Origin of the sequence: Leifsonia sp. ZF2019, assembly GCF_019924635.1 — a bacterium.
Taxonomy (GTDB): domain Bacteria; phylum Actinomycetota; class Actinomycetes; order Actinomycetales; family Microbacteriaceae; genus Leifsonia.
Window position 1 is genome coordinate 3,190,476 of the sequence record NZ_CP065037.1, and the last position, 26,499, is coordinate 3,216,974.

At 69.6% G+C, this 26,499-nt stretch carries 23 protein-coding genes; 4 read left to right on the forward strand and 19 right to left on the reverse strand.

Annotation, left to right across the window (positions count from 1 at the left end; all coding sequences use genetic code 11):
• Positions 1 to 55 precede the first annotated feature (55 nt).
• From IT072_RS15720 to IT072_RS15750, 7 genes are all read right to left on the reverse strand, one after another.
• Positions 56 to 1,405, reverse strand: a complete 1,350-nt coding sequence (locus IT072_RS15720; RefSeq protein WP_223357790.1) for an extracellular solute-binding protein — start codon at positions 1,403 to 1,405, stop codon at positions 56 to 58.
• 95 nt (positions 1,406 to 1,500) lie between these two features.
• Positions 1,501 to 2,706 (reverse strand): ROK family transcriptional regulator, encoded by a 1,206-nt coding sequence (locus IT072_RS15725; protein ID WP_223357791.1) that lies wholly within the window; start codon positions 2,704 to 2,706, stop codon positions 1,501 to 1,503.
• Positions 2,707 to 2,843: 137 nt separating this feature from the next.
• On the reverse strand, positions 2,844 to 3,818 hold the full coding sequence (gene nrdF / locus IT072_RS15730) for a class 1b ribonucleoside-diphosphate reductase subunit beta (protein ID WP_223357792.1): 975 nt from the start codon (positions 3,816 to 3,818) through the stop codon (positions 2,844 to 2,846).
• Between the two features lie 46 nt (positions 3,819 to 3,864).
• Complete coding sequence (gene nrdE / locus IT072_RS15735; RefSeq protein WP_442786812.1) at positions 3,865 to 5,946, reverse strand: class 1b ribonucleoside-diphosphate reductase subunit alpha; 2,082 nt, start codon at positions 5,944 to 5,946, stop codon at positions 3,865 to 3,867.
• Between the two features lie 68 nt (positions 5,947 to 6,014).
• Positions 6,015 to 6,413, reverse strand: a complete 399-nt coding sequence (gene nrdI, locus IT072_RS15740) for a class Ib ribonucleoside-diphosphate reductase assembly flavoprotein NrdI (RefSeq protein WP_223361000.1) — start codon at positions 6,411 to 6,413, stop codon at positions 6,015 to 6,017.
• An 8-nt stretch (positions 6,414 to 6,421) separates the two neighbouring features.
• Positions 6,422 to 6,658 carry a glutaredoxin-like protein NrdH gene (gene nrdH / locus IT072_RS15745; protein ID WP_223357794.1) on the reverse strand — a complete coding sequence of 79 codons (237 nt, stop codon included), beginning with the start codon at positions 6,656 to 6,658 and terminating at the stop codon, positions 6,422 to 6,424.
• A 209-nt stretch (positions 6,659 to 6,867) separates the two neighbouring features.
• A complete protein-coding gene (locus IT072_RS15750; RefSeq protein ID WP_223357795.1) occupies positions 6,868 to 8,085 on the reverse strand; it encodes an NADP-dependent isocitrate dehydrogenase in 1,218 nt (405 codons plus the stop codon).
• 146 nt (positions 8,086 to 8,231) lie between these two features.
• On the opposite strand from IT072_RS15750, the gene IT072_RS15755 reads away from it, so the two are divergent.
• From IT072_RS15755 to IT072_RS15765, 3 genes are all read left to right on the forward strand, one after another.
• Entirely contained in the window at positions 8,232 to 8,684 is a 453-nt protein-coding gene (locus IT072_RS15755) for a GNAT family N-acetyltransferase (RefSeq protein WP_223357796.1), read from the forward strand.
• Positions 8,668 to 9,009, forward strand: coding sequence for an MGMT family protein (locus IT072_RS15760; RefSeq protein WP_223357797.1), 342 nt, complete (start codon positions 8,668 to 8,670; stop codon positions 9,007 to 9,009). The genes IT072_RS15755 and IT072_RS15760 overlap by 17 nt, the downstream gene beginning before the upstream one ends.
• A gap of 85 nt (positions 9,010 to 9,094) precedes the next feature.
• A complete protein-coding gene (locus IT072_RS15765; protein WP_223357798.1) occupies positions 9,095 to 9,520 on the forward strand; it encodes a hypothetical protein in 426 nt (141 codons plus the stop codon).
• Positions 9,521 to 9,541: 21 nt separating this feature from the next.
• On the opposite strand, the gene IT072_RS15770 is transcribed toward IT072_RS15765, so the two are convergent.
• The 3 genes from IT072_RS15770 to IT072_RS15780 are packed head-to-tail and all read right to left on the reverse strand — an operon-like array spanning position 9,542 to position 12,379.
• On the reverse strand, positions 9,542 to 11,338 hold the full coding sequence (locus IT072_RS15770) for a sensor histidine kinase (protein ID WP_223357799.1): 1,797 nt from the start codon (positions 11,336 to 11,338) through the stop codon (positions 9,542 to 9,544).
• Between the two features lie 5 nt (positions 11,339 to 11,343).
• On the reverse strand, positions 11,344 to 12,027 hold the full coding sequence (locus tag IT072_RS15775; protein WP_223357800.1) for a LuxR C-terminal-related transcriptional regulator: 684 nt from the start codon (positions 12,025 to 12,027) through the stop codon (positions 11,344 to 11,346).
• Positions 12,028 to 12,031: 4 nt separating this feature from the next.
• Positions 12,032 to 12,379 (reverse strand): response regulator, encoded by a 348-nt coding sequence (locus IT072_RS15780; RefSeq protein WP_223357801.1) that lies wholly within the window; start codon positions 12,377 to 12,379, stop codon positions 12,032 to 12,034.
• 139 nt (positions 12,380 to 12,518) lie between these two features.
• Between IT072_RS15780 and IT072_RS15785 the strand changes: the two genes are divergently transcribed.
• On the forward strand, positions 12,519 to 13,535 hold the full coding sequence (locus IT072_RS15785) for a hypothetical protein (protein WP_223357802.1): 1,017 nt from the start codon (positions 12,519 to 12,521) through the stop codon (positions 13,533 to 13,535).
• Between the two features lie 93 nt (positions 13,536 to 13,628).
• Here IT072_RS15785 and IT072_RS15790 read toward each other — a convergent pair whose 3' ends face one another.
• From IT072_RS15790 to IT072_RS15830, 9 genes are all read right to left on the reverse strand, one after another.
• Positions 13,629 to 15,443 (reverse strand): ABC transporter ATP-binding protein, encoded by a 1,815-nt coding sequence (locus IT072_RS15790; RefSeq protein ID WP_223357803.1) that lies wholly within the window; start codon positions 15,441 to 15,443, stop codon positions 13,629 to 13,631.
• Positions 15,440 to 17,287 (reverse strand): ABC transporter ATP-binding protein, encoded by a 1,848-nt coding sequence (locus IT072_RS15795; RefSeq protein WP_223357804.1) that lies wholly within the window; start codon positions 17,285 to 17,287, stop codon positions 15,440 to 15,442. Before IT072_RS15795 ends, IT072_RS15790 begins: the two co-directional genes overlap by 4 nt.
• A gap of 464 nt (positions 17,288 to 17,751) precedes the next feature.
• Positions 17,752 to 18,975 (reverse strand): dimethylargininase, encoded by a 1,224-nt coding sequence (gene ddaH / locus IT072_RS21325; RefSeq protein WP_308443802.1) that lies wholly within the window; start codon positions 18,973 to 18,975, stop codon positions 17,752 to 17,754.
• Between the two features lie 25 nt (positions 18,976 to 19,000).
• A complete protein-coding gene (locus IT072_RS15805; RefSeq protein WP_223357805.1) occupies positions 19,001 to 20,080 on the reverse strand; it encodes a Glu/Leu/Phe/Val dehydrogenase family protein in 1,080 nt (359 codons plus the stop codon).
• 87 nt (positions 20,081 to 20,167) lie between these two features.
• Positions 20,168 to 21,748 carry a bifunctional phosphoribosylaminoimidazolecarboxamide formyltransferase/IMP cyclohydrolase gene (purH, locus tag IT072_RS15810; RefSeq protein ID WP_223357806.1) on the reverse strand — a complete coding sequence of 527 codons (1,581 nt, stop codon included), beginning with the start codon at positions 21,746 to 21,748 and terminating at the stop codon, positions 20,168 to 20,170.
• A complete protein-coding gene (gene purN, locus IT072_RS15815) occupies positions 21,745 to 22,338 on the reverse strand; it encodes a phosphoribosylglycinamide formyltransferase (RefSeq protein ID WP_223357807.1) in 594 nt (197 codons plus the stop codon). The genes purH and purN overlap by 4 nt, the downstream gene beginning before the upstream one ends.
• Positions 22,339 to 22,405: 67 nt before the next feature.
• Positions 22,406 to 23,728 (reverse strand): threonine/serine ThrE exporter family protein, encoded by a 1,323-nt coding sequence (locus IT072_RS15820; RefSeq protein WP_223357808.1) that lies wholly within the window; start codon positions 23,726 to 23,728, stop codon positions 22,406 to 22,408.
• Entirely contained in the window at positions 23,725 to 24,975 is a 1,251-nt protein-coding gene (locus IT072_RS15825) for a cell division protein PerM (RefSeq protein WP_223357809.1), read from the reverse strand. The genes IT072_RS15820 and IT072_RS15825 overlap by 4 nt, the downstream gene beginning before the upstream one ends.
• A 55-nt stretch (positions 24,976 to 25,030) precedes the next feature.
• Positions 25,031 to 26,416 (reverse strand): hypothetical protein, encoded by a 1,386-nt coding sequence (locus IT072_RS15830; RefSeq protein WP_223357810.1) that lies wholly within the window; start codon positions 26,414 to 26,416, stop codon positions 25,031 to 25,033.
• Between the last annotated feature and the right edge of the window lie 83 nt (positions 26,417 to 26,499).

Sequence of the window (26,499 nt, forward strand, 5' to 3'; positions counted from 1 at the left end):
GGCTCTTCCGCGCCCTCGCCCTCCGGGTGTCGCTACATGGTGCGAGAGCGGACGATCAGCCGTTCTTCTCGTTGAGGAGAGCGTCGATCTTGGTGTCGTACTCCTGCGCCAGAGCCTTCAGATCGGACGCGTCGCGGATCTTGGAGAAGAACTCCTCCATCACGTTGGCCGCTTCGACCTTGGCCCAGCCCGGCGCCGCCGGGGTGAGCTTGGAGTTGGACGCGGACGCGATCAGCGCCTTCGCGAACTGGTCGTCGCCGAGCGAGGAGGTGTACTCCGAGTTCGCCGGGCCGAGGCCGTTCTTGCCGAGCATCTCCTGGTACTCCTTCGAGAAGATGATCTTGAGGAGCGTCTTGGACAGGCCCGGGTTCTTCGTCTTGGCCGAGATGCCGATGTTCGAGCCGCCCGCGAAGACCGGGGCGGGCTTGCCGTCGTTGCCCGGCAGGACGTAGGTGCCGAAGGTGTCGTCGTTCCAGGTGCGGACGGCCTTGCCGTCCTTCTGAGAGAGGTCGCCGATCGACCAGTGGGCCCATCCCGGCGCCATGATGGTCGCCGCGGCGAGCGACGTGTCGCCCGTCTTGTTGCCGTCCGCGTCGACCGTCTGGTCGCTGTCGTTGAGGTAGATGTACTGGTTCGAGTCCTTGGCATCGTTCGGCGCCTTGGACGCGTTCTTGTAGAGGTCCTGGAGCTGCTGCAGTCCCGTGAGGGAGTCGGCGGAGTCGAGGGTGGCCACCCACTTGTCGCCGTCCTTCTTGGCGATGTCCCCGCCGTTGGCGAAGATCCAGGAGATGCCGTCGCGCCAGTCCTGACCGCCGAGGAAGAAGCCGGAGACGTTCGGGATCCCCTTCGGGTTCTTCGCCGTGATGTCGGCGACCGTGGTGTTGAACTGGTCCAGCGTGGTCGGAACGGTGGCGCCCGCCGCCGCGTAGACGTCCTTGCGGTAGAACATGTAGCGCGAACCGAAGTAGTACGGCAGCGTGTAGTTCTTGCCGTCGACCTTTCCGGCGTCGACGAAGGACTGCAGCAGGTTGTCGCCGCCGAGGTCCTTGTACATGTCGGAGATGTCGAGGAACGCGCCCACATTGGTGAACGTCGGCGACTGGGTGTTGCCCATCTCGGTGACGTCCGGCGTGTTGTTGGCGTCGGGGAGGGCCGTGGTGAGCTTGGTGACGATGTCGCCCCAGTCCTGCTGCTCGATCTTGAGGGTCGCCCCGGTCTCCTTGTTGAACTCCGTCTTCAGGTAGTTCCGCAGCTCATCCGGGGTGTCGGAGCCGACGAGCCACAGGGTGACCGTCTTGCCCTTCCCGTCGGTGCTGGGAGCGGACGATCCGCCGGAGGCGCATCCCGCGAGCACGAGAGCGGAAGCCGTAGCCACTGCGGCGAGGCCGACGAGCTTTCTCTTCATTGCTGTTCCTTTCGTAATGATCGGGCTTTCTCTGGTGGTCGATGTGTGCGGTTGCCACACCGTGGTGCAGGGGTCGGTGGTTCCGAAGTGCTGTGTTACGAGACCCCGAGCCGTCCGGAGAGGACGAGTACGGCCGCGCCGCGCAGGACGATGTCCTGCCCCTGCGTGGTCATCCGGAGCGCGAGGTCGGCGTGGTTCTCGGCCATCGTCCGGCTCCGGAGCGTGTGGATGGTCGCCTCGGCGAGGGGGCCATCGAGAAGGTCGGTCGGGCCGCTGAGCACGATCTCCGACAGGTTGAGGGCGCCCACGACGGGGGCGAGGGCGATGCCGAGACGCTGCCCGGCTTCCCGGAGGGCGGGCGTGACGTCGGCGCCGGCGGCCCGCGCCTCGGCGATGCCTCGACGCAGCCGGGGCACGCTGAGCCAGTGCTCGAGCACCTGGTCGCGGTTGTAGGTCGCCTCGAGCCCGAGATCGGTGCCGACCATGACCTGCCCGATCTCGCCCGCTGCGAAGTGGCTGCCGTAGACGAGCGCGCCGGCGACGATCAGCCCGGCGCCGATGCCGTGCCCGACGCGGATGAGCATCAGGTCGCCCGCCGCTCCCCCGTAGCTGTGCTCGGCGAGCACGGCGGCGTTGGCGTCGTTGGCGACGATGACCGGCAGCCCGGTGGCGAGCTGCAGCTCGTCCTGGAGCCGCAGGCCGTGCCACCCCAGGTTGGGCGCGGTGAGGATGGTGCCGGCCAGGTCCACGACGCCGGGCGAGCCGACACCGATGCCGAGCACCGGCGCGGTCGCGAGGGCGACGAGGTCGGCGACGAGGCGGCGCACCTTGTCCGCGGCCGCCTCCCCTGTCGCGCCGTCGAGGGGGAGGTCGGCCGTGGCGAGGATGGCGCCGTCGAGGTCCATGACCGCGCCGCGGAAGCGGTCGTGGTCGCTCAGATCGACGCCGACGATCTGGTGGGCGGCGCGGTCGATGTCGAGCAGCACGGCCGGCTTTCCGGGGCGTGCCGACTCGCGCTGGCCGAGCTCGACGACCAGGCCCTCGGCGATCAGCTCGGCGACGAGGTCGGAGACCGTCACGCGGGTGAGACCGGTCTCGCGCGCGAGGTCGGCCCGGCTCTGCTCTCCCGACCGGTAGAGGGTCTGCAGGACGAGCGACCGGTTGTGGCTGCGCGCGTGCTCTGGAAGCACCTTGGCCCGGGGGCGGAGCGCCCGGCCGGGAGTGAGGCCGGCGAGACCCGCGAGCGCACTGTCGGCCGGCGCCGTGGCGGCGTCCGAACCCTGCGTCCTCGTCGTGGTCATGTTTGTTAGTAAAGCTTACGAACAAAAGAAACGCAAGCGTGGAGACGGGGAATCTCCGGCGGACGGAAGGCGAGGGGGGGTCGGCCGCCGCAGTGGACGGCCGACCCCCTCCGACACTCACCGGGGGGATCGGGATGTCAGAACGCCCAGTCCTCGTCTTCCGTCTCGACCGCCGTGCCGATCACGTACGACGACCCGGAGCCGGAGAAGAAGTCGTGGTTCTCGTCCGCGTTGGGCGACAGCGCCGACAGGATGGCGGGATTCACGGCGGTCGCCGCGGCCGGGAAGAGCGCCTCGTAGCCGAGGTTCATCAGGGCTTTGTTGGCGTTGTAGGCGAGGAACCGGGTCACGTCCTCCGTGAGGCCGACGCCGTCGTAGAGATCGGCGGTGTACTCCAGCTCGTTCTCGTAGAGGTCCTGCAGCAGCGCGTAGGTGTAGTCCTTCACCTCGTGCCGTCTGCGCTCCCCCGCCTGCTCCAGCCCCCGCTGGAACTTGTAGCCGATGTAGTAGCCGTGCACGGCCTCGTCGCGGATGATCAGCCGGATGAGGTCCGCCGTGTTCGTCAGAGTCGCCCGGCTCGACCAGTACATCGGCAGGTAGAAGCCGGAGTAGAACAGGAACGACTCCAGCAGCGTCGAGGCGACCTTGCGCTGCAGCGGGTCGTCGCCGGTGTAGTAGTCGAGCACGATGCGCGCCTTCTTCTGCAGGGCGGCGTTGCCGGTCGACCACTCGAACGCCGCGTCGATCTCCGGGGTGGAGGCCAGGGTCGAGAAGATCGACGAGTAGCTCTTGGCGTGCACCGACTCCATGAACGCGATGTTGGTGTACACCGCCTCCTCGTGCGGGGTCAGCGCGTCGGGGATCAGCGAGACCGCGCCGACCGTGCCCTGGATGGTGTCGAGCAGGGTCAGCCCGGTGAAGACGCGCATCGTGAGCGTCTGCTGCTCCGGCGTGAGCTTCGCCCAGGACTGCACGTCGCCCGAGAGCGGCACCTTCTCGGGCAGCCAGAAGTTCGCGGTGAGGCGGTTCCACACCTCGACGTCCTTCTCGTCCTCGATCCTGTTCCAGTTGATGGCATCGACGCGCCGGATCAGCGCGACCTTCTCTGACATGGCTCTCCTCAGTGGTTCGTGTGTGTGGTGCGGGGTGGGCCGGGCGTCACAGCATGCAGCTGACGCATCCCTCGACCTCGGTGCCCTCCAGCGCGAGCTGGCGGATGCGCACGTAGTAGATCGACTTCACACCCGACCGCCAGGCGTGGATCTGGGCGCGGTTGATGTCGCGCGTCGTGGCGGTGTCCGGGAAGAACAGGGTCAGCGAGAGCCCCTGGTCGACGTGCTGCGTGGCGGCGGCGTAGGTGTCGATGATCTTCTCCGGGCCGATCTCGTACGCGTCACGGTAGTACTCGAGGTTGTCGTTCGTGAGGAACGGCGCCGGGTAGTAGACGCGGCCGATCCTCCCCTCCTTGCGGATCTCGATCTTCGACGCGATGGGGTGGATGGACGAGGTCGCGTTGTTGATGTACGAGATGGACCCGGTCGGCGGCACGGCCTGGAGGTTCTGGTTGTAGAGCCCGTGCTCCCGCACCTCCGCGCGCAGGTTCTCCCAGTCGGCGGTGGTCGGGATGGCAATGCCCGCCTCGGCGAAGAGCGCGCGGACACGCTCGGTCGCGGGTTCCCACACGCGCTCGGTGTATTTCTCGAAGAACGCTCCCGACGCGTAGGCCGAGTCGGCGAACCCGCGGAACGTCTCGCCGCGTTCGATCGCGAGACGGTTCGAGGCGCGCAGGGCGTGGAACAGCACGGTCAGGAAGTACATGTTCGTGAAGTCGATGCCCTCCTCGCTGCCGTAGTGGATCCGCTCGCGCGCCAGATACCCGTGCAGGTTCATCTGCCCGAGGCCGATCGCGTGGGCGCCGGCGTTGCCGCGCTCGACCGACGGGACGGCCGACAGTCTGCTCTGGTCGGACACGGCGGAGAGGGCACGCACGGCCGTCTCGATCGTCCGCCCGAAGTCCGGCGAATCCATCGCCATCGCGATGTTGAGTGAGCCGAGGTTGCACGAGATGTCCGTGCCGACGTGCTCGTACGAGAGGTCGTCCGCGTAAGTGCTCGGGCTGTTGACCTGCAGGATCTCGGAGCACAGGTTCGACATGTTGATGCGTCCGGCGATCGGGTTGGCCCTGTTCACCGTGTCCTCGAACACGATGTACGGGTAGCCGGACTCGAACTGGATCTCGGCCAGCGTCTGGAAGAACGCCCGGGCATCGATCGTGGTCTTCCGGATGCGCGGGTCGGCGACCAGCTCGTCGTACTTCTCGCTGATCGCGATGTCGCCGAACGGCACCCCGAGGACGCGCTCGACATCGTAGGGACTGAACAGGTGCATCGGGCGGTTGTCGCGGGCGAGCTCGAACGTGATGTCGGGCACGACGACGCCGAGCGAGAGCGTCTTGATGCGGATCTTCTCGTCCGCGTTCTCGCGCTTGGTGTCCAGGAAGCGCAGGATGTCGGGATGGTGCGCACTGAGGTACACCGCTCCCGCGCCCTGGCGTGCACCGAGCTGATTGGCGTAGCTGAAGGAGTCTTCGAGGAGCTTCATCACCGGGATCACCCCGGACGACTGGTCCCTGACGTGCTTGATCGGTGCGCCGGCCTCCCGGAGGTTCGACAGCAGCAACGCCACCCCGCCCCCGCGCTTGGAGAGCTGCAGGGCGGACGTGATGCCGCGACCGATGGACTCCATGTTGTCCTCCATGCGCAGCAGGAAGCACGACACGAGTTCGCCGCGCTGCGCCTTGCCCGCGTTGAGGAAGGTGGGTGTCGCGGGCTGGAAACGGCCCGACATCAGTTCGTCGACGATGCGGCCGGCGAACCCTTCGTCGCCCTCGGCCAGAGTGAGGGCGACCATGACCACGCGATCCTCGAAGCGCTCCAGATAGGTCGAGCCGTCGAAGCTCGTGAGCGCGTAGGACGTGTGGAACTTGAACGCGCCGAGGAAGGTCGGGAACCGGAAGCCGTACGCCTCGGCCCGCGCGGTCAGCCGCTCGACCGCCGCCACCGGGTACCGGCCGAGCACCTCCCGGTCGTAGTAGTCGTTGTCGACGAGATAGGCCAGGCGCTCGGCGACCGAGCCGAAGCGCCGGCTGTTGGGCAGGACGTGCTGGCGGTAGTAGGCCCGCGCCGCGTCGTGGTCCCGCTCGAGCTGGATGCGCCCCTCCGCGTCGTAGAGGTTCAGCATGGCGTTGAGCGCGTGGTAGTCGAGCGCCGTCTCGGTGTCGAGGTCGGCGGGGCCGGCGGGGCCGGCGGTCAGTGTCGCCACAGGGATTCCAATCCGTTCTGCACCGCGGAGACGTCCTCGGGGGTGCCGAAGAGTTCGAAGCGGTAGTGATGGGGCACGCCGCACTTCGCCGCGACGATGTCGCCGGCGATCCCGTAGGCGGGGCCGAAGTTGGTGTTGCCGGCGCCGATCACGCCGCGCAGAAGGCTGCGGTTGCCGTCGTCGTTGAGGAAGCGGATGACCTGCTTCGGCACCGCCGCTCGGTCCTCCCCGCCTCCGTACGTGGGCAGCACGAGCACGTACGGCTCGGTCGCCCGCAGCGCCGGCTCGTGCGCCCGCAGCGGGATGCGCGCGGCCGCGATACCGAGCTTCTGCACGAACCGATGCGTGTTCCCGGACACGGACGAGAAATAGACGAGGCGGGTCACGGCCGCGGTCACTTCCCGAGTTTCGTCGCGACCCGTCCGATCAGGTCGGGCCGGAACCCCGACCAGTGCTCGCCGTCGGCGACGACGACCGGCGCCTGGGCGTAGCCGAGCGCGCGCACCGCCTCGAGGGCGGCGGCATCGGTGGTGACGTCGACCACCCGGTAGTCGAGTCCCTTCCGATCGAGGGCCGTGTACGTGGCCGTGCACTGCACGCACGCGGGCTTGCTGTAGACGACGATGCTCATGTCTCCTGCGCCTTTCATGTCGAGGGGATGCCGGAGCGTTAACACTACATATAGTGGCGACACGACACGCCGTACACTAGATGATGTGGTTATTTCCGGCGTTTCGGCGCGCGGAGCGCTGATGCGACCACGACGCGGCGACCGCCGAAGACGCAGAGAGGCCCGGCGGACCGAAGTCCGCCGGGCCTCTCCCGGTGCGCTGGCGAGCGCTACGCGCCCATGCGCGCCTGGAGGTTGTCGCTGATCGCCGCGAGGAACTCCTCCGTGGTCAGGTACGGCTGCTCCGGGCCGACCAGGAGCGCGAGGTCCTTGGTCATCTTGCCCTCCTCGACGGTCTTCACGACGACGTCCTCGACGGTGTGCGTGAAGTCGATGAGCTCCTGGTTGCCGTCGAGCTTGCCGCGGTGCGCGAGGCCGCGCGTCCAGGCGAAGATCGAGGCGATCGGGTTGGTGGAGGTCGGCTTGCCCTGCTGGTGCTGGCGGTAGTGGCGCGTCACGGTGCCGTGCGCGGCCTCCGCCTCGACGACCTTGCCGTCCGGCGTGGTCAGCACGGAGGTCATGAGTCCCAGCGAGCCGAAGCCCTGCGCGACGGTGTCGGACTGCACGTCGCCGTCGTAGTTCTTGCACGCCCAGACGTAGCCGCCCTCCCACTTGAGGCTGGAGGCGACCATGTCGTCGATGAGGCGGTGCTCGTAGGTGAGGCCGGCCGCGTCGAACTTCGCCTTGTACTCGGTGTCGAAGACCTCCTGGAACAGGTCCTTGAAGCGGCCGTCGTAGGCCTTCAGGATCGTGTTCTTGGTCGAGAGGTACACCGGGTAGTTGCGGTCGAGCCCGTAGTTGAACGACGCGCGCGCGAAGTCGCGGATGGACTCGTCCTGGTTGTACATCGCGAGCGCGACGCCGGCGCCCGGGGCCTGGTAGACCTCGAAGCTCTGGGCCTCGCCACCGTCGTTCGGCTGGAAGCTGAGGGTCAGCGTGCCCGGGCCGTCGAAGGTGAAGTCGGTGGCGCGGTACTGGTCGCCGAACGCGTGACGGCCGATGATGATCGGCTTGTTCCAGCCGGGCACGAGGCGGGGGATGTTCGAGATGATGATCGGCTCGCGGAAGACCACGCCGCCGAGGATGTTGCGGATGGTGCCGTTCGGGCTCCGCCACATCTTCTTGAGGCCGAACTCCTCGACGCGCGCCTCGTCGGGCGTGATCGTGGCGCACTTGACGCCGACGCCGTGCTTCTGGATGGCGTGCGCCGCGTCGATCGTGATCTGGTCGTCGGTCTCGTCGCGCTTCTGGATGCCGAGGTCGTAGTACTCGAGGTCCACGTCGAGGTACGGGTGGATGAGCGAGTCCTTGATCGCCTGCCAGATGATGCGGGTCATCTCGTCGCCGTCGAGTTCGACGACCGTTCCTTCAACCTTGATCTTGTCCACTGGTTCTCCTGCTTCTCTGCCGTTTTCAGCCGCAGACAGCTTACCTGAGCCGCGCAACTATCTTGACATCGAGACAAATTGCCGTCCGGCCTCCGGCGGCGGGACGCGACTATGCCAGTGTCGCCCGGGCACGTTACCCTTTCGTTATGGCTGAGTTGAGACTGGAAGAGTTGAGCGCGCGGACCGTGGTCGCGGCGAACGCGCTCACGTTGAAGCCGGGCCAGGAGCAGTTCATCGCTCCGGTCTCCTACTCGGCCGCGGCCGCCGTCGCCGACCCCACCACCTCCTGGCAGCGCGTCGTGCTCGACGGCGACGAGGTCGTCGGCTTCATCATGGGCGACTTCAATGCCGAGGCGGAGCACGAGGAGTTCAGGGCGATCCTCTGGCGCATCAACGTGGACGCCGACGACCAGGGCCGCGGCATCGGCACGTTCGCCGTCCGCGCCCTCGCCGACGAGGCGCGCCGCCGCGGCCACGACCGTCTCTACGTCATCTGGGAATCGGGCGAGCTCGGCCCGGAGCAGTTCTTCCTGCGCAGCGGCTTCTCCCCCGTCGGCGAGACGCAGTACGGCGAGACCATCGGTGCCCTCGACCTCTGACGGGGGCTCCGACTCGTTCGTCGAACGGGTCCTCACGGTGGTGGAGTCCATCCCGCCCGGGGAGGTCATGACCTACGGAGACGTCGCCGCGGTGCTCGGCTCGCGCGCGGCGCGCATGGTCGGCCAGATCATGGCGTATTACGGTTCGACGGTGCCGTGGTGGCGCGTCGTCCGCGCCAGCGGGCACCCGCCGGCGGACCACGAACAGCTCGCGCTGGAGCACTACCGCGCCGAGGGGACGCCGCTGATCGGGGGCCCGCGCGCGGACGGCACGGTCACGACCTACCGGGTCGATCTGCGCGTCGCACGCCACGAGCCGCGCTAACATCATCCTTCCGGCCGATGATGCGCCCAGCTTGATGGTGTTGACTGAGTCGGATCGCATGTCATCAGAGACCCAGGAGCGTCCCGTGCCCCGATACCGAGCCGTCGGCCTCGCCGTGGCGGCCTCCGCCGCTGCCCTCGCCCTGTCCGGATGCTCGGTGGTCGCCGCATTCACCCCGCACGTCGATGCGCAGATCTTCGACTCCGCCAAGGAGTTCAAGGCGGCGGACACGGCTGTCTTCGGCTCGCCGAAGTTCGTCCCCGACGACGCGACGATCATCCGGGTCGACTACGACACGCAGACCGGCGCCGCGATCATGACGTACACCTCGCCGACGCTCCTCGCCAAAGATGTGTGCAACGAGCAGACGACCGCGCCGAAGGCGGCGATCCAGGACAGCTGGTGGCCGATCGACGGCGTGCCGAAGACCGCGGCGAAGTGCCCCGGCGGCTGGTCCGCGTTCGCCATCGGTCAGCAGGTCTACGCCGCGCTGCCCGCGAAGAGCAAGTAGCGGGGCCACCTCCGCCTCGAGTCACTCGCTCCGTTTGCCGTCGTCGGGGGCTGCGGAGGTCGGCACCGGGATGGTCAGCTCCAGGATGGTCCCCAGGCCTGTCACCGACCGCAGCTCGGCGCGGCCGTTGACGGCCTCCACGCGGTCGCGGATGCCTTCCAGCCCGCCGCCGGGTTCGAAGCGCGCACCGCCTGCGCCGTCGTCTTTCACGACGACCGAGACGTTGTCGTCGCGTCGGGTGACGAGCACAGCGCAGTTGCGCGCCCCGGCATGCTTGGCGGCATTGGCCAGGCACTCCGAGACCGAGTAGTAGATGGTCTCCTCGATGACGTTCGCGAACCGGTCGGTCGTGTCGACCCGCACCTCGACCGGGAGGTGGCTGCGCTGCCCCAGCTCCTCCAGCGCCGAGCCGAGGTCGCCGTCCGTGAGCACCGTCGGGTGGATGCCCCTGGCCAGTTCGCGGAGCTCCTTCAGCGCGTCCGCCAGCTGCGCCGACGCCCGCTCGAGATCGCCGGCGACCTCCGTGTTCCCGGCCGCCTCCGCCTTCGCCGTCGCGATCCGCAGACTGATCGCCAGCGACACGAGCTGCTGCTGCGAGCCGTCGTGCAGATCGCGCTCGAGGCGACGTCGCGCGAGGTATCCTTCCTCCACGATGCGGAGGCGGGACTCCCGGAGCTCCTGGATGGTCCGCTCGAGCCTCCCGCGCAGCCGGTCGTTGTCGACCGAGAGAAGCAGCGCCGAGGAGACGGCGTCGAGCAGCCGGTCGTCCTGGCTGAGCGCGATGTCGTGCTCGATCAGCGCGATCGGGCCCTGGTCGGAGTCGATCGCCAGGGTGGAGCGCCCGCGTCGATCGCGGTCGCCGTCGTCCGGGACGTGCTCGCCGTCACTCGTGAGGAACGCCCGCTGCTGCTCGTCCCACCAGTACACCCGGAGCGAGGGGTCGTGCAGCGTGCGTGCCAGGCTCGACTCCCACAGCGCTCGGTCGACCTTGTCGCGCGCGACGATGACGAGGTCGGCGACGCGCGAGCGCAGTCCACGCGCGTAGAAGACCCCGCCCACGAACGCAGGCGGGATGAGCGCGATGGCGAACGGCGGGATGAACTGCAGCCACCCGCCGTCCCAGCCGAGGGTGAAGCTCAGCGAGTCCTGGACCGTGCCGTAGCACCAGAGCACGATGGCCAGCGGCATGACGAACGAGACGCGACGCGCGGGCAGGGAGCTGGTGAACCAGCGCACTGCGAGCCGGACGGCGATCGTGATCATCAGCGCCAGCCCCACGGCACGCCAGGCCACCCCCAGCCAGAAGTCCGCGTCGTCGTTGGGCAGCACCGCGTAGACGTTCTGGACGCAGCCGCACTCGGAGCCCGACGGCGAGCTGAAGAGCAGTGTCCCGATGAAGCGCACCAGGATCGCCCCGCTCCCGGCCAGCAGGAGGATGCGGTCCGTGCGCGAGAAGCGACCGGTCGGATAGCAGAGCACCAGGGCGCCGACGAAGATCGCCCACAGGTCGGTGACGCCGGCCACTGGGGGCCAGAGCCAGCCGATCCCGCGCGCGAGCGGATACCAGGCGCCCGCCGACCAGAGCAGCGCAGCGCCGATCATCAGCCAGCCCGGGACGGGACTGCGCACGGCCTTCCAGGCGATGATCGCGCACACGACGTAGACGAACGCCACCGCGACGAAGACGATCGCCCAGCCGAGACCCTGCGGTCGCGGGCCGTAGTTCCCCGTCACCGCGCTCGCCACCTGGGCCAGCACGTTCGACGCGATCGTGACGGTCACGGCGAGCGCGCGGAGCCAGCTGCGCGCGACGTTCACCGCCGTCAGCCGTCCTTGCCGAGGAAGCGCAGCACGGCGAGGACCCGCCGGTGTCCCTCGGCGGAGTCCTCGATACCGAGCTTGGCCATGATGTGCCCAATGTGCGACTCCACGGTGCGGAGGCTGAGGTGCAGCTCCGCCGCGATACCGACGTTGGACTTGCCCTCCGCCATGCGGCTGAGCACGTCGCGTTCCCGAGCGGAGAGCGCCTCCACCGTGCGCTCCGACGAGCGGGCCGTCACGAGCAGCTGCACGACCTCGGGGTCGACGACCGACCCACCTGCGGCGACGGTGCGTACGGCGTTGACGAGGGACTCCCCATCCGCGACGCGGTCTTTCAGCAGATAGCCCGTTCCGCTGCCCGCGCTCATCGCGCGGATCGCGTACGACGCCGTCGTGTACATCGACAGCAGCAGGACGCCGACGGTGGAGCCGCCGGCCCGGAGCGTCTCGAGAGCCCTCAGGCCTTCGTCCGTGTGGGACGGCGGCATCTTGATGTCGAGCACCACGGCATCGATCGCGTCGTCCGCAGCGACGACGGCGAGCACTTCCTCCGCCGTGTCGACGGAGGCGACGACCTCCACACCGCCCGCGCGCAGGATCTGACCGATGCCTTCGCGGAGCAGAACCGCGTCGTCGGCGACCGCGACCCGAAGCGCGCGGGGAACCGAATTCTCTCCCGCTACCACGCGCCTAACGTAGCAGACTGCGGATCGCCGGGCCGGTCAGGTCGCCTTTGGTGATGAATCCCTCTGCGCCGCTGTCGGCCACGCGGCGGCCGTAGTCGCGGAACGACCGGCTGGAGGTCAGAACGACCGCCGCGCCGGTGGCGTGCATGTCGGCCACGAGATCGAACCCGCTCGCGTCGGGCAGCCCGACATCGAGCAGGACGAGGTCGGGTGCCAGCCGTCGGCTCAACTCGACGCCGCCGGCGCCGGTGTCGGCGTCGCCCACGACCGCGAACTGCTCGATCTGCAGCAGTTCCGCCGCCTGCGCACGGAAGCGTGCGTGGTCGTCGACGATCACTACACGCAGATACATGCACCCATCCTCGCCCGGCGGCGCGTCCACTTCATCCGTGGATGCACGCAATCGGTTCAGGTGACCCCCCGGATGCGGGACGCGCGGCGGCGCGAGGATCATCTGAGACAAGCTCACCTAATCCCGAGGAGAACACCCGATGCCCGCCGTCACCCGAACCGCCGACCCGATCGGCGCCCCTGCGGCGCCGGCGGCGGTGACGGCGGGCGACCTCCGCGAGCCACCGCTCGTCGTCATCGACGTGGAGCGCGCGGCCGGCCGCTACCTCGAGCTGCGTGCCGCCTTCCCGTGGGTGGATGTGCACTACGACGTGAGCGCACTCTCGCACCCCGCCCTCCTCGACGCGATCGCGGCCGCGAGCGGGGCCTTCGAGGTCGCGACCCCCGCCTCCGTGAACGCCGTCATCGCTCGCGACGGCCGCCCGCGGTTCCTCCACACCGGCCTCCTCGCGCATCGCTCGGAGGTGGACGCGGCCTACGCCGCGGGCGTCCGCCGCTTCGTCGTGGACGCGCAGAACGACCTGGACGCGTTCGCCGGCGCACCGGACGACGTCCGCGTGCTGCTCCGCCTTCGCCCTCTGGCCGATCCGCGCTCCGCGCATCGTGCGTCGCGCGGGTTCGCGCCCGATCACATCGTCCGCGCCGTCCGCGCGGCCTCCGACCGGGATGTGTGCGTCGGTGGGCTCTCCCTCCAGCCCCCGGCGCACTCGTCTCCGTCCGGCTACGTCGCCGAGATCGCCCACGCCGCCGCCGTGGCCGCGGATGTGCGCGCCGCGGTGGGTCTCCGGTTCGAGACCCTCGACCTCGGCGACGGGTTCCCCGGTCGCGCGGCGACCCGTCCGGCCGAGCAGTCCGAGCTCGCCCGTGCCGTCCGCGCGATCGTCGCCCCCGCCACCTCGCACGTGTCGATCATCGCCTCCGCCTCCCGCGCCGTAACGGCCGGCTGCCTGAGCGTCGTCGACGGCGCGAGCGCGCGGGAGGCGGATCCGGCGTACGCGAGCGAGTGCATCGACGCGGGCGCCGACGTGCGGGTTCTCACGGGCGCCCTGCGCTCGGGCCTCCGCGAGCGCCTCTCCTTCTTCCGTGCCGACACCGAACGTGGGCATCGCGTCCTCCGTCCGCGCCGGGCACGCGCGACCTGGTCACCCGCGGGCTGACAACCCCTACCGCGGGGATCACGGCGGAGGGGCGACGCGTACCGCTACGCGCCGCCCCTCCGGAACCACGGCCTCCCGGCCCGGTCCCTCCCGTCACACCAGCGAGTCCCGCCACGCCGCGTGCAGCTGGGCGAAGCGGCCGGTGCCGGCGATCAGGTCGCCCGGAGTGCCGTCCTCGACCACGCGGCCGTGCTCCATGACCAGCACGCGGTCCGCGATCGCGACCGTCGACAGACGGTGCGCGATGATCACGGCGGTGCGGTCGGCGAGCAGCGTCTGCAGCGCCTCCTGCACCAGACGCTCGCTCGGGATGTCCAGCGAGCTGGTCGCCTCGTCCAGGATGAGCACCGCCGGATCGGCCAGGAAGGCACGGGCGAACGAGATCAGCTGACGCTGACCCGCGGACACCCGTCCGCCGCGCTTGTTCACGTCGGTGTCGTAGCCGTTCGGCAGTCCCTCGATGAACTCGTGGGCGCCGACCGCCTTAGCCGCCTCCACGACCTCGTCCCGCGTCGCGTCGGGCTTGCCCAGTGCGATGTTGTCGGCGACGGACCCGCTGAAGAGGTACGCCTCCTGCGTGACCATGACGATGGCGCGCCGGAGGTCCTTCGGGTGCAGGTCGCGCAGATCCACACCGTCCAGCGACACCTCACCGCGGCTCGGGTCGTAGAACCGCGAGATCAGCTTCGCCAGCGTGGACTTGCCCGCACCGGTCGAGCCGACCAGGGCGATCGTCTGCCCGGCCGGGATGTCCAGACTGAATTCCGGCAGGATGACGCGGTCCTCCTTGTAGGCGAAGGCGACGTCGTCGAACCGCACGTGCCCCTCCGCCGTCCAGAGGTCGACCGGCTTCACCGGATCGGGGACGCTCGGCTCCTCCTCCAGCACGCCGGAGATCTTCTCGAGCGCGGCCGCGGCCGACTGGTAGGAGTTGTAGAACATCGCCATCTCCTCCATCGGGTCGAAGAAGCGCCGGGTGTAGAGCAGGGCCGCCAGCAGCACGCCGATGGCGAGCTGGCCATCGGCGACGCGGAAGCCGCCCACCAGCAGGACGACGCCGACGGTCACGTTGCCGATCATCACGAGCCCGGGGTCGAAGATCCCGAACAGCTGGATGACGCGCGCGTTCACGTCGCGGTAGTCCTCGACGAGGTCGCCGAACTCCTTCTCGTTGCGCTTCTCCTTGCGGAACGCCTTGACCGCGCGGATCCCCGTCATGGTCTCGACGAACTGCACGATCAGCTTCGCCGACGCCACCCGCGAGATGCGGAACAGCACCTGCGAGCGCTTCTGGAACCAGCGCGTGAGCAGGTAGAGCGGCACGAGCGAGCACAGCAGCACCACGCCGCTCACCCAGTCCAGGGCGAACAGCGCGATCGCGATGAACAGCATGTACAGGAAGCCCTGCACCAGCTGGTTGATGCCGGAGTCGAGCAGTTCGCGGATCGAGTCCAGGTCGCTCGTCTGGCGCGAGATGATGCGACCAGACGTGTACGACTCGTGGAACTCGAGCGAGAGCTTCTGCGTGTGCAGGAACACCCGCTTGCGCAGGTCGATCAGGATGGCCTGGCTGATCCGAGCGCTCAAGATCGTGTACCAGGCGATCAGGACCGCTCCGACGATCCCGGTCAGCAGGTACGCGACGCCGGCGGCCGCGACGGGCAGCCAGTTCTGCGACTGCAGCGCCGTGATGCCGTTGTCGATGCCGAACGCGATGATCGCCGGTCCTGCCACCTGCCCGGCCGTGCTGATCACGACGACGACCGCCGTCAGGATCAACCGGACGCGCAGAGGCTGCAGGAGCGAGCCCAGCAGGCGCAGCGAGCGCCTGCGCACCTGCCTGCTCTCCTCCTTGCTGAGGTCGTGCCGCTCTTCGCCCTCGACACCCAGTACGGTCGTGCTGCTCACAAGTTCACCTCCTGCAGGATCTCCTCGTTCTCGTCGTCCTCCAGGCTGGAGATGACGAACCGGTAGTGCTCGCTCGAGGCGAGCAGGTCGTGGTGCGTGCCGACGGCGGTGATGCGGCCCTCCTCGAGGAGCGCCACCCGGTCGGCGAGCATCACGGTGGAGGGGCGATGCGCGACGATCAGGGCCGTCGTGGAGGCGAGCACCCGCCGCAGCGCGGCCTCGACGAGCGCCTCCGTGTCGACGTCGAGCGCCGAGAGCGGGTCGTCGAGCACCAGCACACTGGGGGCCGCGGCGACCGCACGCGCGAGCGCGAGCCGCTGCCGCTGTCCGCCGGAGAGGCTGAGTCCCTCCTCGCCGACCTTCGTCTCGAGCCCCTCGGGAAGCTCGTAGACGAATCCCGCCTGCGCGATCTCGAGCGCCTCGGTGAGGACGCGCTCGGCTTCCGGGGAGGCAGGGTCGAGGTCGTCGCGGCCGAGCAGGACGTTGTCACGCACGGAGGCCGAGAACAGCGTCGCATCCTCGAACGCCATCGCGATCGCCTTCCGCAGGTCGTAGCGGGTGAGATCGCGCACGTCGACGCCGTCGATGCGCACGGCCCCGCCCGTCACGTCGTAGAGCCGCGTGGTGAGCGCCGTCAGCGTGGACTTGCCGCTTCCGGTCAGGCCGACGAGCGCCATCGTCTCCCCCGGCTCCACCGTCAGGCGCACGCCGTCGAGCAGGTCGGGGAAGCGCTCCGGCGCGTCCTGGTACCGGAAGTGCACGTCGTCGAAGACGAGCTCGCCCTTCGGGTCCGCGATCCGCTTCGGCTCGGCCGGGTCGGTGATCGTGTTGACCTCGTCCATGACCTCGAAGAAGCGGTCGGCCGCGGTGCGCGTGTCGAACGTCATCGAGAGCAGGAAGCCGATCGACTCGATCGGGAAGCGCAGCACGGTCGCCGTCGCGAAGAACGCGACCAGCTCGCCGACGGACAGCTCGCCCTGTGCGGCCAGCCAGACGCCGACCACCAGGCTGATGCCGAAGGCGACGTCAGGGATGAGCAGGAGCCACAGCCAGATGCCGGCGATGGCCTTCGCCTTCTCGATCTCGGTGCCGCGCAGCTGCTCGGCCTGCGACTCGAAGTTCTTGAGGGCGTGCTTGCCCCGGCCGAACGCTTTGAGCACGCGGATGCCGTGCACCGACTCTTCGACGGCGGTCGCGAGGTCGCCCGCCTGGTCCTGGCTGCGGCGGGCGATGACCGAGTACTTCGCCTCGAACACGAACCCGTAGATCCACAGCGGGATGGAGCAGACCAAGAAGATCAGCCCCAGGATCCAGTTCCATCCGATGAGGATGGCGAAACCGACCACGATGGTGACCACGTTGACGACGAGCAGCACGATGCCGAACGACAGCCAGCGTCGGATCAGGCCGAGGTCGCTCACCGCGCGCGACAGCAGCTGCCCGCTCGGCCAGCGGTCGTGGAACGCCACGGGCAGGTCCTGCAGCTGGGCGTAGAGCCCGTTGCGCATGCGCGCCTCGACGTGCGTGCCCGGCGTGAGCACGAACCAGCGGCGCAGCGAGATGAACACGGCCTCCGCCGCGCCCAGCCCGACGACGATCAGTGCCGCCGGCCACACCGCGGTCGGATCGCCGGTCGACAGCGGGCCGTCGACCAGCCAGCGCAGCACCTGCGGGATGCTGAGCGCGACAAGGCTCGCCAGCAGCGCCGCCACCATGCCGAGCACGATGCGCGGAGCGGCCGACTTGGCAAACGGCAGGATGCGCAGCAGGGTGCGGACCGTGCCGGAGCGCTTCTTCTTCGTTTCTCTTTGAGGGGGATGCTGATGCGTTTCAGCGACAGACATGAGAGTTCCGTTTTCTTGTGATTTTCCGACTTCGTCGACGGGTCACCGAAGACCCGGTGAACAGTGCTGAGAGGTCGCCGTCTGGGGTCGCCGAAGGCGCACGAAAGCGCATTCGACGTCGGGGACGTTGCCCGAGGGGATGGCCGGCGACAGTCAGCCGGAGACGCAGCTCGTCCTGGGACCTACCAGGCGGGGGCCGGCTCCGAGGACGCGTGCGCGACAAGCCCGAACACCGTCACGATCCGTGCGTATCCAGTCTTTTCCATTGCGTCCTCCCGGCCTCGATGCGTTCACGTAGTTGCCGCGACAAGGCAGCCCTACAGCTTATTGCCGGGCTGTGCCAACACGCAAGCATCGATTCGAGCGCATGAAAACACGCCGGTGATGCACCGAGGGGCACGTCGTCGTGCTCATCCACGGGGAATGGCGGCGACGACGTGCCCCTCGGCACGCGATGCGGTCGGTCAGCGGATCCGGATGGACAGACAGGTGACGCAGCCCTCGAGCTTCTCGAACTCCGAGATGTCGACCGGGATGGTCGTGTATCCGAGATCGTTCAGCAGGGCGGCGGTCTGCGGTGCTGCGGAGGAGATGAGCAGCGTCTCGTCGTCGAGCACGACGACGGCGGTGCCGTGCGCCTCCGGGACGGGCAGGAAGCGCTCGAAGATCCGCGGCTCGTCGACGAGCGGCTCGTAGCCGATGACCGTGCCGTCGGGCAGGGCGGTGACGGCCGTCTTCAGGTGCAGGGCCTTCGTCACGGGCACGCCGACGACCGTGTAGCCCAGCGGTGCGACGAGGGCGCGCAGCTGCCGGATGCCTTCACCGTTGGTGCGACCGCCGCGGCCGACGTACACGGTCGAGCCGATCTTGAGGACATCGCCGCCCTCCAGGGTGCCGGGCTCCTCGATGCGCTCGAGGTGCAGGCCCTGGGCGCGCAGCGCGGCCTCGGTGCCGGCCGTCTCGGGCTTGCGGGAGTCCGCGCCCGGGCGCGTGATGACGGCGGTGTCGCCGAACACGACGGCGGTGTCCTCGACGAAGACCGAGTCGGCCAGGTCGTCGGCCGACGCGACCTCGACCGTCTGCCACCCGGCCTGCGAGAGAGCGTTCACGTACCCGTCCCACTGGGTGTCCGCGAGCTCGGCGTCGATCTCGGTGCGCTCGAGGTGGGTGACCAGTCCGTCCTGCAGGTTCTTGGCCGGGATGCGCACCAGCGCGACCTTGCGCTCGGTCTCGAACCGGCTCCGCACACCCTCCACCACGCGGAACAGCCAGCGGCCGAAGGTCGGGGTGAGCGCGGTGACGGCGACGCCGTAGAGGAGGTTGATGCCGAGCAGGGTGCCGAGCACCGCGACGATGAGCTCGCCGCTGAACGGCGATCCGCCCGACGTCGCGGTGAGGAGCGTTCCGAGGGCGGGCGACAGGAACCCGGCCACCAGGCCGGCGATCAGCGCCGTCCACCAGCGGTCGAACGCGCCCACCACGCCCGCGATGAAGAGCAGCACGAACCCGAAGACGCTCGTCAGCGAGAAGTAGTTGCTGACGGCGACGATCAACGCCCCCGACGGGGCCGACGACCCGGCGAGGCTCCCCACGTAGAACGCGGCGATCATCGCTGCGTGCACGGTGAGAGCCACCACGAAGGCGGCGACAAGGGATGCGATGAGCCGGCGGCCCCACGAAGTCGTCATGGGAACCAACCCTATCGGAGCGTTTCTATGCGTTCGCTGGTTCGCGGAGGCGGGCGAGGGCGAGCTCGTCGGCGGCCTCCAGCGTGGTGATCCCGCGCTGATAGGCGACCGCGAACACCTCCGACACGATGTCCCCGATCCGCTCCACGCGCGCGGCGGTGGCCGCGGCCGACGGCTGCTCCCCGCTCATCATCGCCAGGAAGATGACACCTCCGGCGTTGACCACGAAGTCGGGCGCCCAGAGGATGCCGCGCGCGGCGAGGCGCGCGGCTCCCGCACGCGTGGCGAGCTGGTTGTTCGCGGGGCCGACCACGGCCTTCACCCGTAACTCGTCGATGACCGTGTCGGTGAGCACTCCGCCCACTCCCGCGGGCACGAAGAGATCTCCCTCGACGCGGTGCGCCTCCGACGGCTCCACCCAGGTGGCGCCGATCGCGTCGGCGAGCGCGCGCTTCGCCGGGTTCACATCGGTGACGGTGAGCTCTGCGCCCTCGCTGGCCAGTCGCATGGCCAGGATGGAGCCCACGTGCCCCAGGCCGAGCACCGTCACACGGCGACCGGCGACGGAACGGGTCCCGACGGCGTGCTCGAGCGTGGCCAGGAGTCCGGCATAGACCCCGGCGGCCGTGGCGTCGCTGGGCTCGCCCACGCCGCCGTCGGCCGACGGAAGCCCGCAGACGTGCGCGGTGCGGGTGGCGACGACCGCCATGTCCTCCGCGCTCGTGCCGACGTCCTCCGCGGTCATGTAGCTGCCGCCGAGGCTCTCGATCGCGTCGCCGAGGTCGAGCATCGCGTCGTAGCGGAGCGTCGGTGTCAGCTCGACATCGCGCGGCACGTAGACGACGGTCTTGCCTCCGCCGCGGTTCAGCCCGGCGGCGGCGTTCTTCATCGTCATGCCCTCGGCGAGGCGCAGCGAATCGGCGACGGCCTCGAGCCACGAGTCGTACGTCCACACCCGGCAACCGCCGAGGGCGGGGCCCAGCACGGTGGAGTGGACCGCGATGCTGATGGTGAGACCGCTCCTCCTCCCCGTGACCACATGCAGTGTTTCGTGCGGCAGGTCGGTTCCGGTGGTTTCGACCAGGTCGGCGGGCAGGACGGACATCGGTGTCTCCTCGTGGGATCGCGGTGGTGATGGTGCGGTCTTGTGGACCGCCGTCCATTCTCCCGCGACCCCACGAGGGGCGCAACGTCAGTGGAAGAAGTGGCGCTCTCCGGTGAAGTACATCGTGACCCCGGCCGCCTTCGCCGCCGCGATCACGTCCTCGTCGCGGATGGAGCCGCCGGGCTGCACGATCGCTCGCACGCCGGCGGCGATGAGGATCTCTGGCCCGTCGGCGAAGGGGAAGAATGCGTCGGACGCGGCCACCGAGCCTGACGCACGCTCCCCGGCGCGGCTGACGGCGAGGTTGCAGGAGTCCACGCGATTGACCTGGCCCATGCCCACGCCGACGGACGCGCCGTCGTTCGCGAGCAGGATGGCGTTGGACTTCACCGCGCGGCAGGCCTTCCAGGCGAACTCGAGATCGGCACGGGTCGCCGCGTCCGCCTCCTGACCCGAGACGAGCGTCCACGAGGAGGAGTCGAACGTGTCGAAGCGGTCGGCGTCCTGCACGAGCACGCCGCCCGAGATCTGCCGGAACTCCGTGGTCGCCCGCGCATAGCCCTCGGGGAGCTGGAGGATGCGGAGGTTCTTCTTCGTCTGCAGCAGCTCCAGCGCCTCCGGCTCGTACCCGGGGGCGATGAGCACCTCGGTGAAGATGCCCTTGACGGTCTCTGCCATCGCGAGGCTGACGGTGCGGTTGGCCGCGATCACACCGCCGTACGCCGACACCGGGTCGCACTCGTGCGCCTTGCGGTGGGCATCCGCGATGTCGTCGGCGACTGCGATGCCGCACGGGTTCGCATGCTTGATGATCGCGACGGCAGGCTCGGCGAAATCGTAGGCGCTGCGGAGGGCCGCGTCGGCGTCCACGAAGTTGTTGTACGACATCTCCTTGCCGCCGAGCTGCGTCGCCTGCGCGATGCCACGGCCGGCGGGGTCGGTGTAGAGCGCCGCGGCCTGGTGTGCGTTCTCACCGTAGCGGAGCGTTCGGGACAGCTCGGCGCGCACCTCGAAGCGTTCGGGGAAGTCGTCCGTGCTCGGCGCCTCACCGGCGAACCAGGCGGCGACCGCGCCGTCGTAGGAGGCCGTGTGCGCGAAGGCCTGCGCGGCCAGTGCCCGGCGCTGCTCGAAGGTGGTCCCGCCCGCGGCGACCGCCTCGGCGATCCTCGGGTAGTCGGACGGGGAGACCACGATCGCGACGTTGGCGTGGTTCTTCGCCGACGCACGGACCATGGCCGGGCCGCCGATGTCGATCTGCTCGACGACGTCGTCGCCGACCGCACCCGAGGCGACGGTCTCGACGAACGGATAGAGGTTGACGACGACCAGCTCGAACGGCTCGATGCCGAGGTCCTTCAGCTGATCCTCGTGGGAGGCGAGACGCAGGTCGGCCAGGAGGCCGGAGTGGATCGCCGGGTGCAGGGTCTTCACGCGGCCGTCGAGCGATTCCGGGAAGCCGGTCACGCTGGCGACGTCCGTCACGGGGTGCCCCGCGTCACGGATGGTCTGCGCGGTCGACCCGGTCGAGACGATCTCGACGCCGGCCTCCGCGAGCGTCCTCGCGAGGTCGAGGAGTCCGGTCTTGTCGCTGACCGAGATCAGCGCGCGGCGGATCGGGACGACGTCCCGTTCGCGGTAGAGGCTGGCGTCGTGGCGGGGTCCGCTCATGCTCGGGAAAGCTCCTTGAGGTCGATGTGTCCGTTGGCGATGTCGAGGACGGCGTCGATGAGCAGCCGTCGCTCCACGGGTTTGATGCGCTCGTGCAGGGCGGCCTCGGTGTCGCCGGGCAGGATGGGGACGCGCTCCTGGCTGATGATCGGGCCCGCGTCCACGCCGTCGTCGACGACGATGAGGCTGGCGCCGGTCTGCGTCGCGCCGGCGGCCAGGGCGTCCCGCACGCCGTGCGCCCCGGGGAACTCCGGCAGATAGGCCGGGTGCGTGTTGATCAGGTACGGCGAGAAGGCCTCGACGACGCGCGGGGGCACCAGACGCATGAAGCCCGAGAGGATCACGAGGTCGGGCTCCCACTGCCGGATCTGCTCGGCGAGCTCGTCCCCCCACTCCTCACGGCTGTCGAACGACGAGAACGGGACGGTGAACGAGGGGATGCCGAACTCCTCGGCGTGGGCGAGCCCGTCCGCGTCGCGGTCGGCGCCCACGGCGACGACCCGGGCGGGGAACTCCGCGTCCTGCGACGCCTCGAGCAGCGCGCGGAGGTTCGAGCCTCCGCCGGAGATCAGCACGACAATCGAGAGCACGCGACCAGCCTACCGGCGCGCGGATGAGCAGACCGACCAGTTCTCTGGCCCAGGGCCGCGGACGGCGTCAGACCAGCCGCAGCTTCCAGCGAGCCGGCGCGATCGTGTAGATCTGGCGGAACAGCGCGGTCCCCACCAGCACCCCCAACGCGATCGACACGATCGAGCCGAGGAGGTTCGGCACGCTGCTGGCGTCGAAATCGACGCCGCTCGCGCTCTGCGTGAGCCGGATGAGTCCCGTCGCGCCCGGCACGAGCAACCAGAACGCGGGAAGGAAGCAGACGACGGCCGGGGGCGCGCCGGGCACCGACTGCACCAGGTAGGCGACCACGGTCAGTGCGAACGCGCCGAAGAAGCCGCTGAACACGGAGCCCATGAGCAGGGCGCCCGCCAGCTGCGCGCCGTAGGCCACGAGCAGCACCAGGGTCAGGAAGTACACCGAGCGCCGGGGTCCGCAGTAGTAGAGGAAGATCCCGACCGAGAACAGCAGCACCCCGGCCCACGGCTGGAACGCCCCGAGCGGAGGCTGCGTGCTCAGCAGCGCGGCGGAGGCCGGCACACCGGTGATGGTGAGCGCGGCCAGGATCCCGATGGCCAGGAAGCCGAGCTGGGCGATCCCCGAGACGAGACGGCTGGAGCCGGCCACCATGTCGCCTGCGGCCAGCTCCTGGATGCCCGTCGTCAGCAGGGCACCCGGCAGCAGGGTGACCAGCGGCGGTACGAGCACCTGCAGCGGTTCGCCGATGACGACGGTGTTGCCCAGCGCGAAGACCAGCAGGGCGAGGAGGAACGCGGTCGCGACCGGGAGCAGGATCGCGGCGTAGGTGCCCGGGCGCACGATCAGCTTGGCCGCGCCGACCAGCATCCCGAGCACGAGGGCGTAGAGCATGCTCGTCGTCTCGGCGCCGAGCAGCACGAGGGCCACGCCGGCCGAGGCGACGCCGTGCCCGGCCACCCGCACGAGCCGGTTGAACCGCGGCTTCGCGGCGATGACGGCCTTCACCTCGGCGATGCCGTCGGCCGCGGTGATGGTGCCCTCCAGCGCGCGGTCGACGATCCCGTAGATGCGCGCGGCACGGTCGAAACGCACCTCGCCGCCTGTCGGCATCGCGACCTCGAATCGTGTCTGCGTCTCGCCCGGCATCCCCACGAAGATCAGCGTCGGGAAGACGATGAGACTGGCCTTCGGCGAGCCGAGGGCCACCGCCACCCGGCCGAGAGTGTGCTGGATGTCCGTCGACGCCGTGCCGACCGCGAGCAGCGCACTGCCCAGCAGGACCAGGAACTCCTGGAGCTGCGCGGACGGGGTCTCGACGATCTGCCGCGCGTCCACGGACCGTCTGCGGAGCCTCAGCTTCGGCAGCTGCAGTGGCGTCAGCCACGGGCTCATCTGCGCGCCCGTCCTCCCGCCATGAGCCCGATGACCGCCGCGACAGCGACCTCCGCCGCCGCGATCCCACCGACCAGCCACGGGTTCGGTCCCACGTCGTGCAGGCGGCCGGGGCCGAGAGCACCGGAGGACCACCAGGCCAGCAGTCCGAGCTCGATGCCCGCAACGATACCGATCCCGAGAGCGGTCAGGAAGAGCGGCAGCGCTCCGCCCGGCAGACGCACCCACGGACGGGAGCGCAGTAGCACGGCCGCGAGGAAGCCCGCGAGAAGGGGCACCACCACCCCGACCAGGCCGAAGGAGTACCCGCCGGAGGGGATCACGCCGAAGAGCGGAAGGCCGGGGAGCGGTCCGAGCTCTGTCCCGAGCGGGCTCACCGATGAGCCGGTCCCGATCGCGAAGCCGGGCCCGACGAGCCAGGAGGCCAGCCAGATCACCACATTGGGCAGGAACGCGAGCTGTCCGAGGGTGAGGGCGATCCCACCGAGCGCCCCCGCCTGGAGCTGCTCGTACATGGTGATGATCGTGCCGTAGTTGCCGAAGATCAGCAGCGCGAGGATCAGCGCGGCGACGCCGATGACGGCAGCCGTCGCGGCCGAGCCGGCGCGCATCGCGGCGGCCGCTCCCATCCGCACGACCTCGGGGACGCCGCCGAGACGCTCCCGCAGAGCGATGACGACGGAGTTCAGGGCGGGCTCGGGGCCGTCCGCCGCTCCCGCCGCACGCTCGGCCCTCGACGTGCGCGACGCGGCGAAGCCGAATCCCGCCGCGATTCCGAGGGCGTAGACGAAGGGCGGCAGGACGATCCCCTGCCACAGGGAGGGAACGACCAGCGCGCTCCCCGCCGTGAGCGTCACGATGACGGCGACGGCCGCGAAAGCGGCGATGGCGCTGAGTGCACCGGTGAGCCGGAACGTCGTCTCGGCCGCGCGGGCACCGGTCCGCGCGCCCAGCCCGGCGGTGAGCACGGCGAAACCGAGCAGCGCGATGGTCACCTGGAACGGCTTCGCTGCTCCGGGCAGGCCCAGGGTCGCCACCGTCTGCGCGTCGAGCGTCACCGTCAGGTTGGCGCCGTGTCCGACGAGCCAGATGTCGGCCGCGGACCGCCACACCACCAGCCAATCCGCGCCGAGCTGGTACTGCGCCGCCCACAGGATCGTGAGCGGCACGAGGGCGATCCCGATCCCGATCGCGGCCACGATGACCGCCTCCAGTGCGGCGAGCAGGGCGACGGTTGTGCGATTCATGACCGGATGGAGCCTACCGGCCACGGGTCGCGGGCCGTCCGCGACACTTCGGCGGTCAGGAGACGGTCATCACGGGGGTGTCGTCGCCGGCGTTCTCCGGCACGGTGACCACCGGGCGCTGGACGAGTTCGAGGACGGCGACGACGAGGGCCGAGAGCACCAGTGTCCAGATGATCAGGGCCGGGGAGAGCGGCCGCACGAAGAGGACGATCGCCGCGGCGATCAACGCGACCAGGACGCGCAGCAGCACCCGCTGGGCGTAGATCCACTCCCCCGTGCGGCCCGTGCTGATACCGTGAGGCTCCGCGGCCTCCCGCACCCATGTCACGCCCGATCCGAAGAAGCCGCGCAGCTTGCGTGGCACGGTGAACGGACCCGAGTACCAGCCCACAACGGCCACCACGATCGCGAGCACGAGCACGGCGATGCCGGTGTCCTGCATCCGCGTCGTGACGGTCTGGTAGACGGTGTTCGCGACACCGGCCGGGAGCAGCGAGGGCGACACCGAGCCGACGAAGACCAGCCGGCCGATCCCGATCCCCGCCACCACCACAACCATCGCGAGCGCGAGGGCGACCGACGCCCAGACGAGCGCGAGTGCACGGCGCCGGGCGACGACCACCCCCAGCACCAGGAAGGCGAGGGCGATCCACGTGAGCCACGCCCCGGCCGCCACGGCGACTCCGTAGAACAGCTGGATGGTCGGGATCGACGAGTTCTGCGCGATCGTGATGGTCTGGTTGATCGTCGGGATCTGCGAGGCGAACGACAGCCCCTGGTCCACCAGCAGCTGCTTCACGCGCTCGATGACGGGGGCCAGCTGGATGCCGATCGAGCCGTCCGCGCCCACCGCGATCGCGGCTTTGGGATCGTTCTGCATCGTCGCGACGAGCTGCGTGTGCGTCGCGCGGAGCGCCTCCTGCCAGACCTGCGCGAACGCATCGGACGAGACGAAATTGCCCACCGTCGTGTGGATGAGCGAGACGATTCCCTGGGCGAGCGGTCCCTTCAACGCCTCGAGCGCCTTCGTCGCCACCGGGCCGGTCCCGAGCTCGGTGATGCCGTCGACGACCTGCGACGTCACCTGCGGGATGTCGAGGTTCTGCTGGACCACCTTCACGGCCTCGTCGGTGACGTACGCCTGAACGGACGGGTCCTTGGCCAGCGGTGCGTAGGTGTCGACGAAGCTCTGCGTGTCCGTCAGCTGCGCTTTCGCCCAGGAGGCGACGACGGCCACCGGGGCGAGCAGGGCACCGATGACGATGAGGGCCGTGGCGAGGAGCGTCCACGCCCAGCTGCGGGCGTGCGTGGACGGGGCCACGGGAGCGGCATCGCGCACGGAAACCGTCGCGGCGTCGCCGAGCTCGTCCCGCAAGGAGGCGTTCTCCGCCTCGAGTGCGGCGATGCGCCCGAGCAGCTCGGCATTGGTCGGTCGTGGCATGACGGCCCTCTCATGTCCCTGTCCCCGCCGGTCACCGCGGCGGATCCGGCAGATCGTGCCTCACTGTAGCGCCGCGCGGGCTC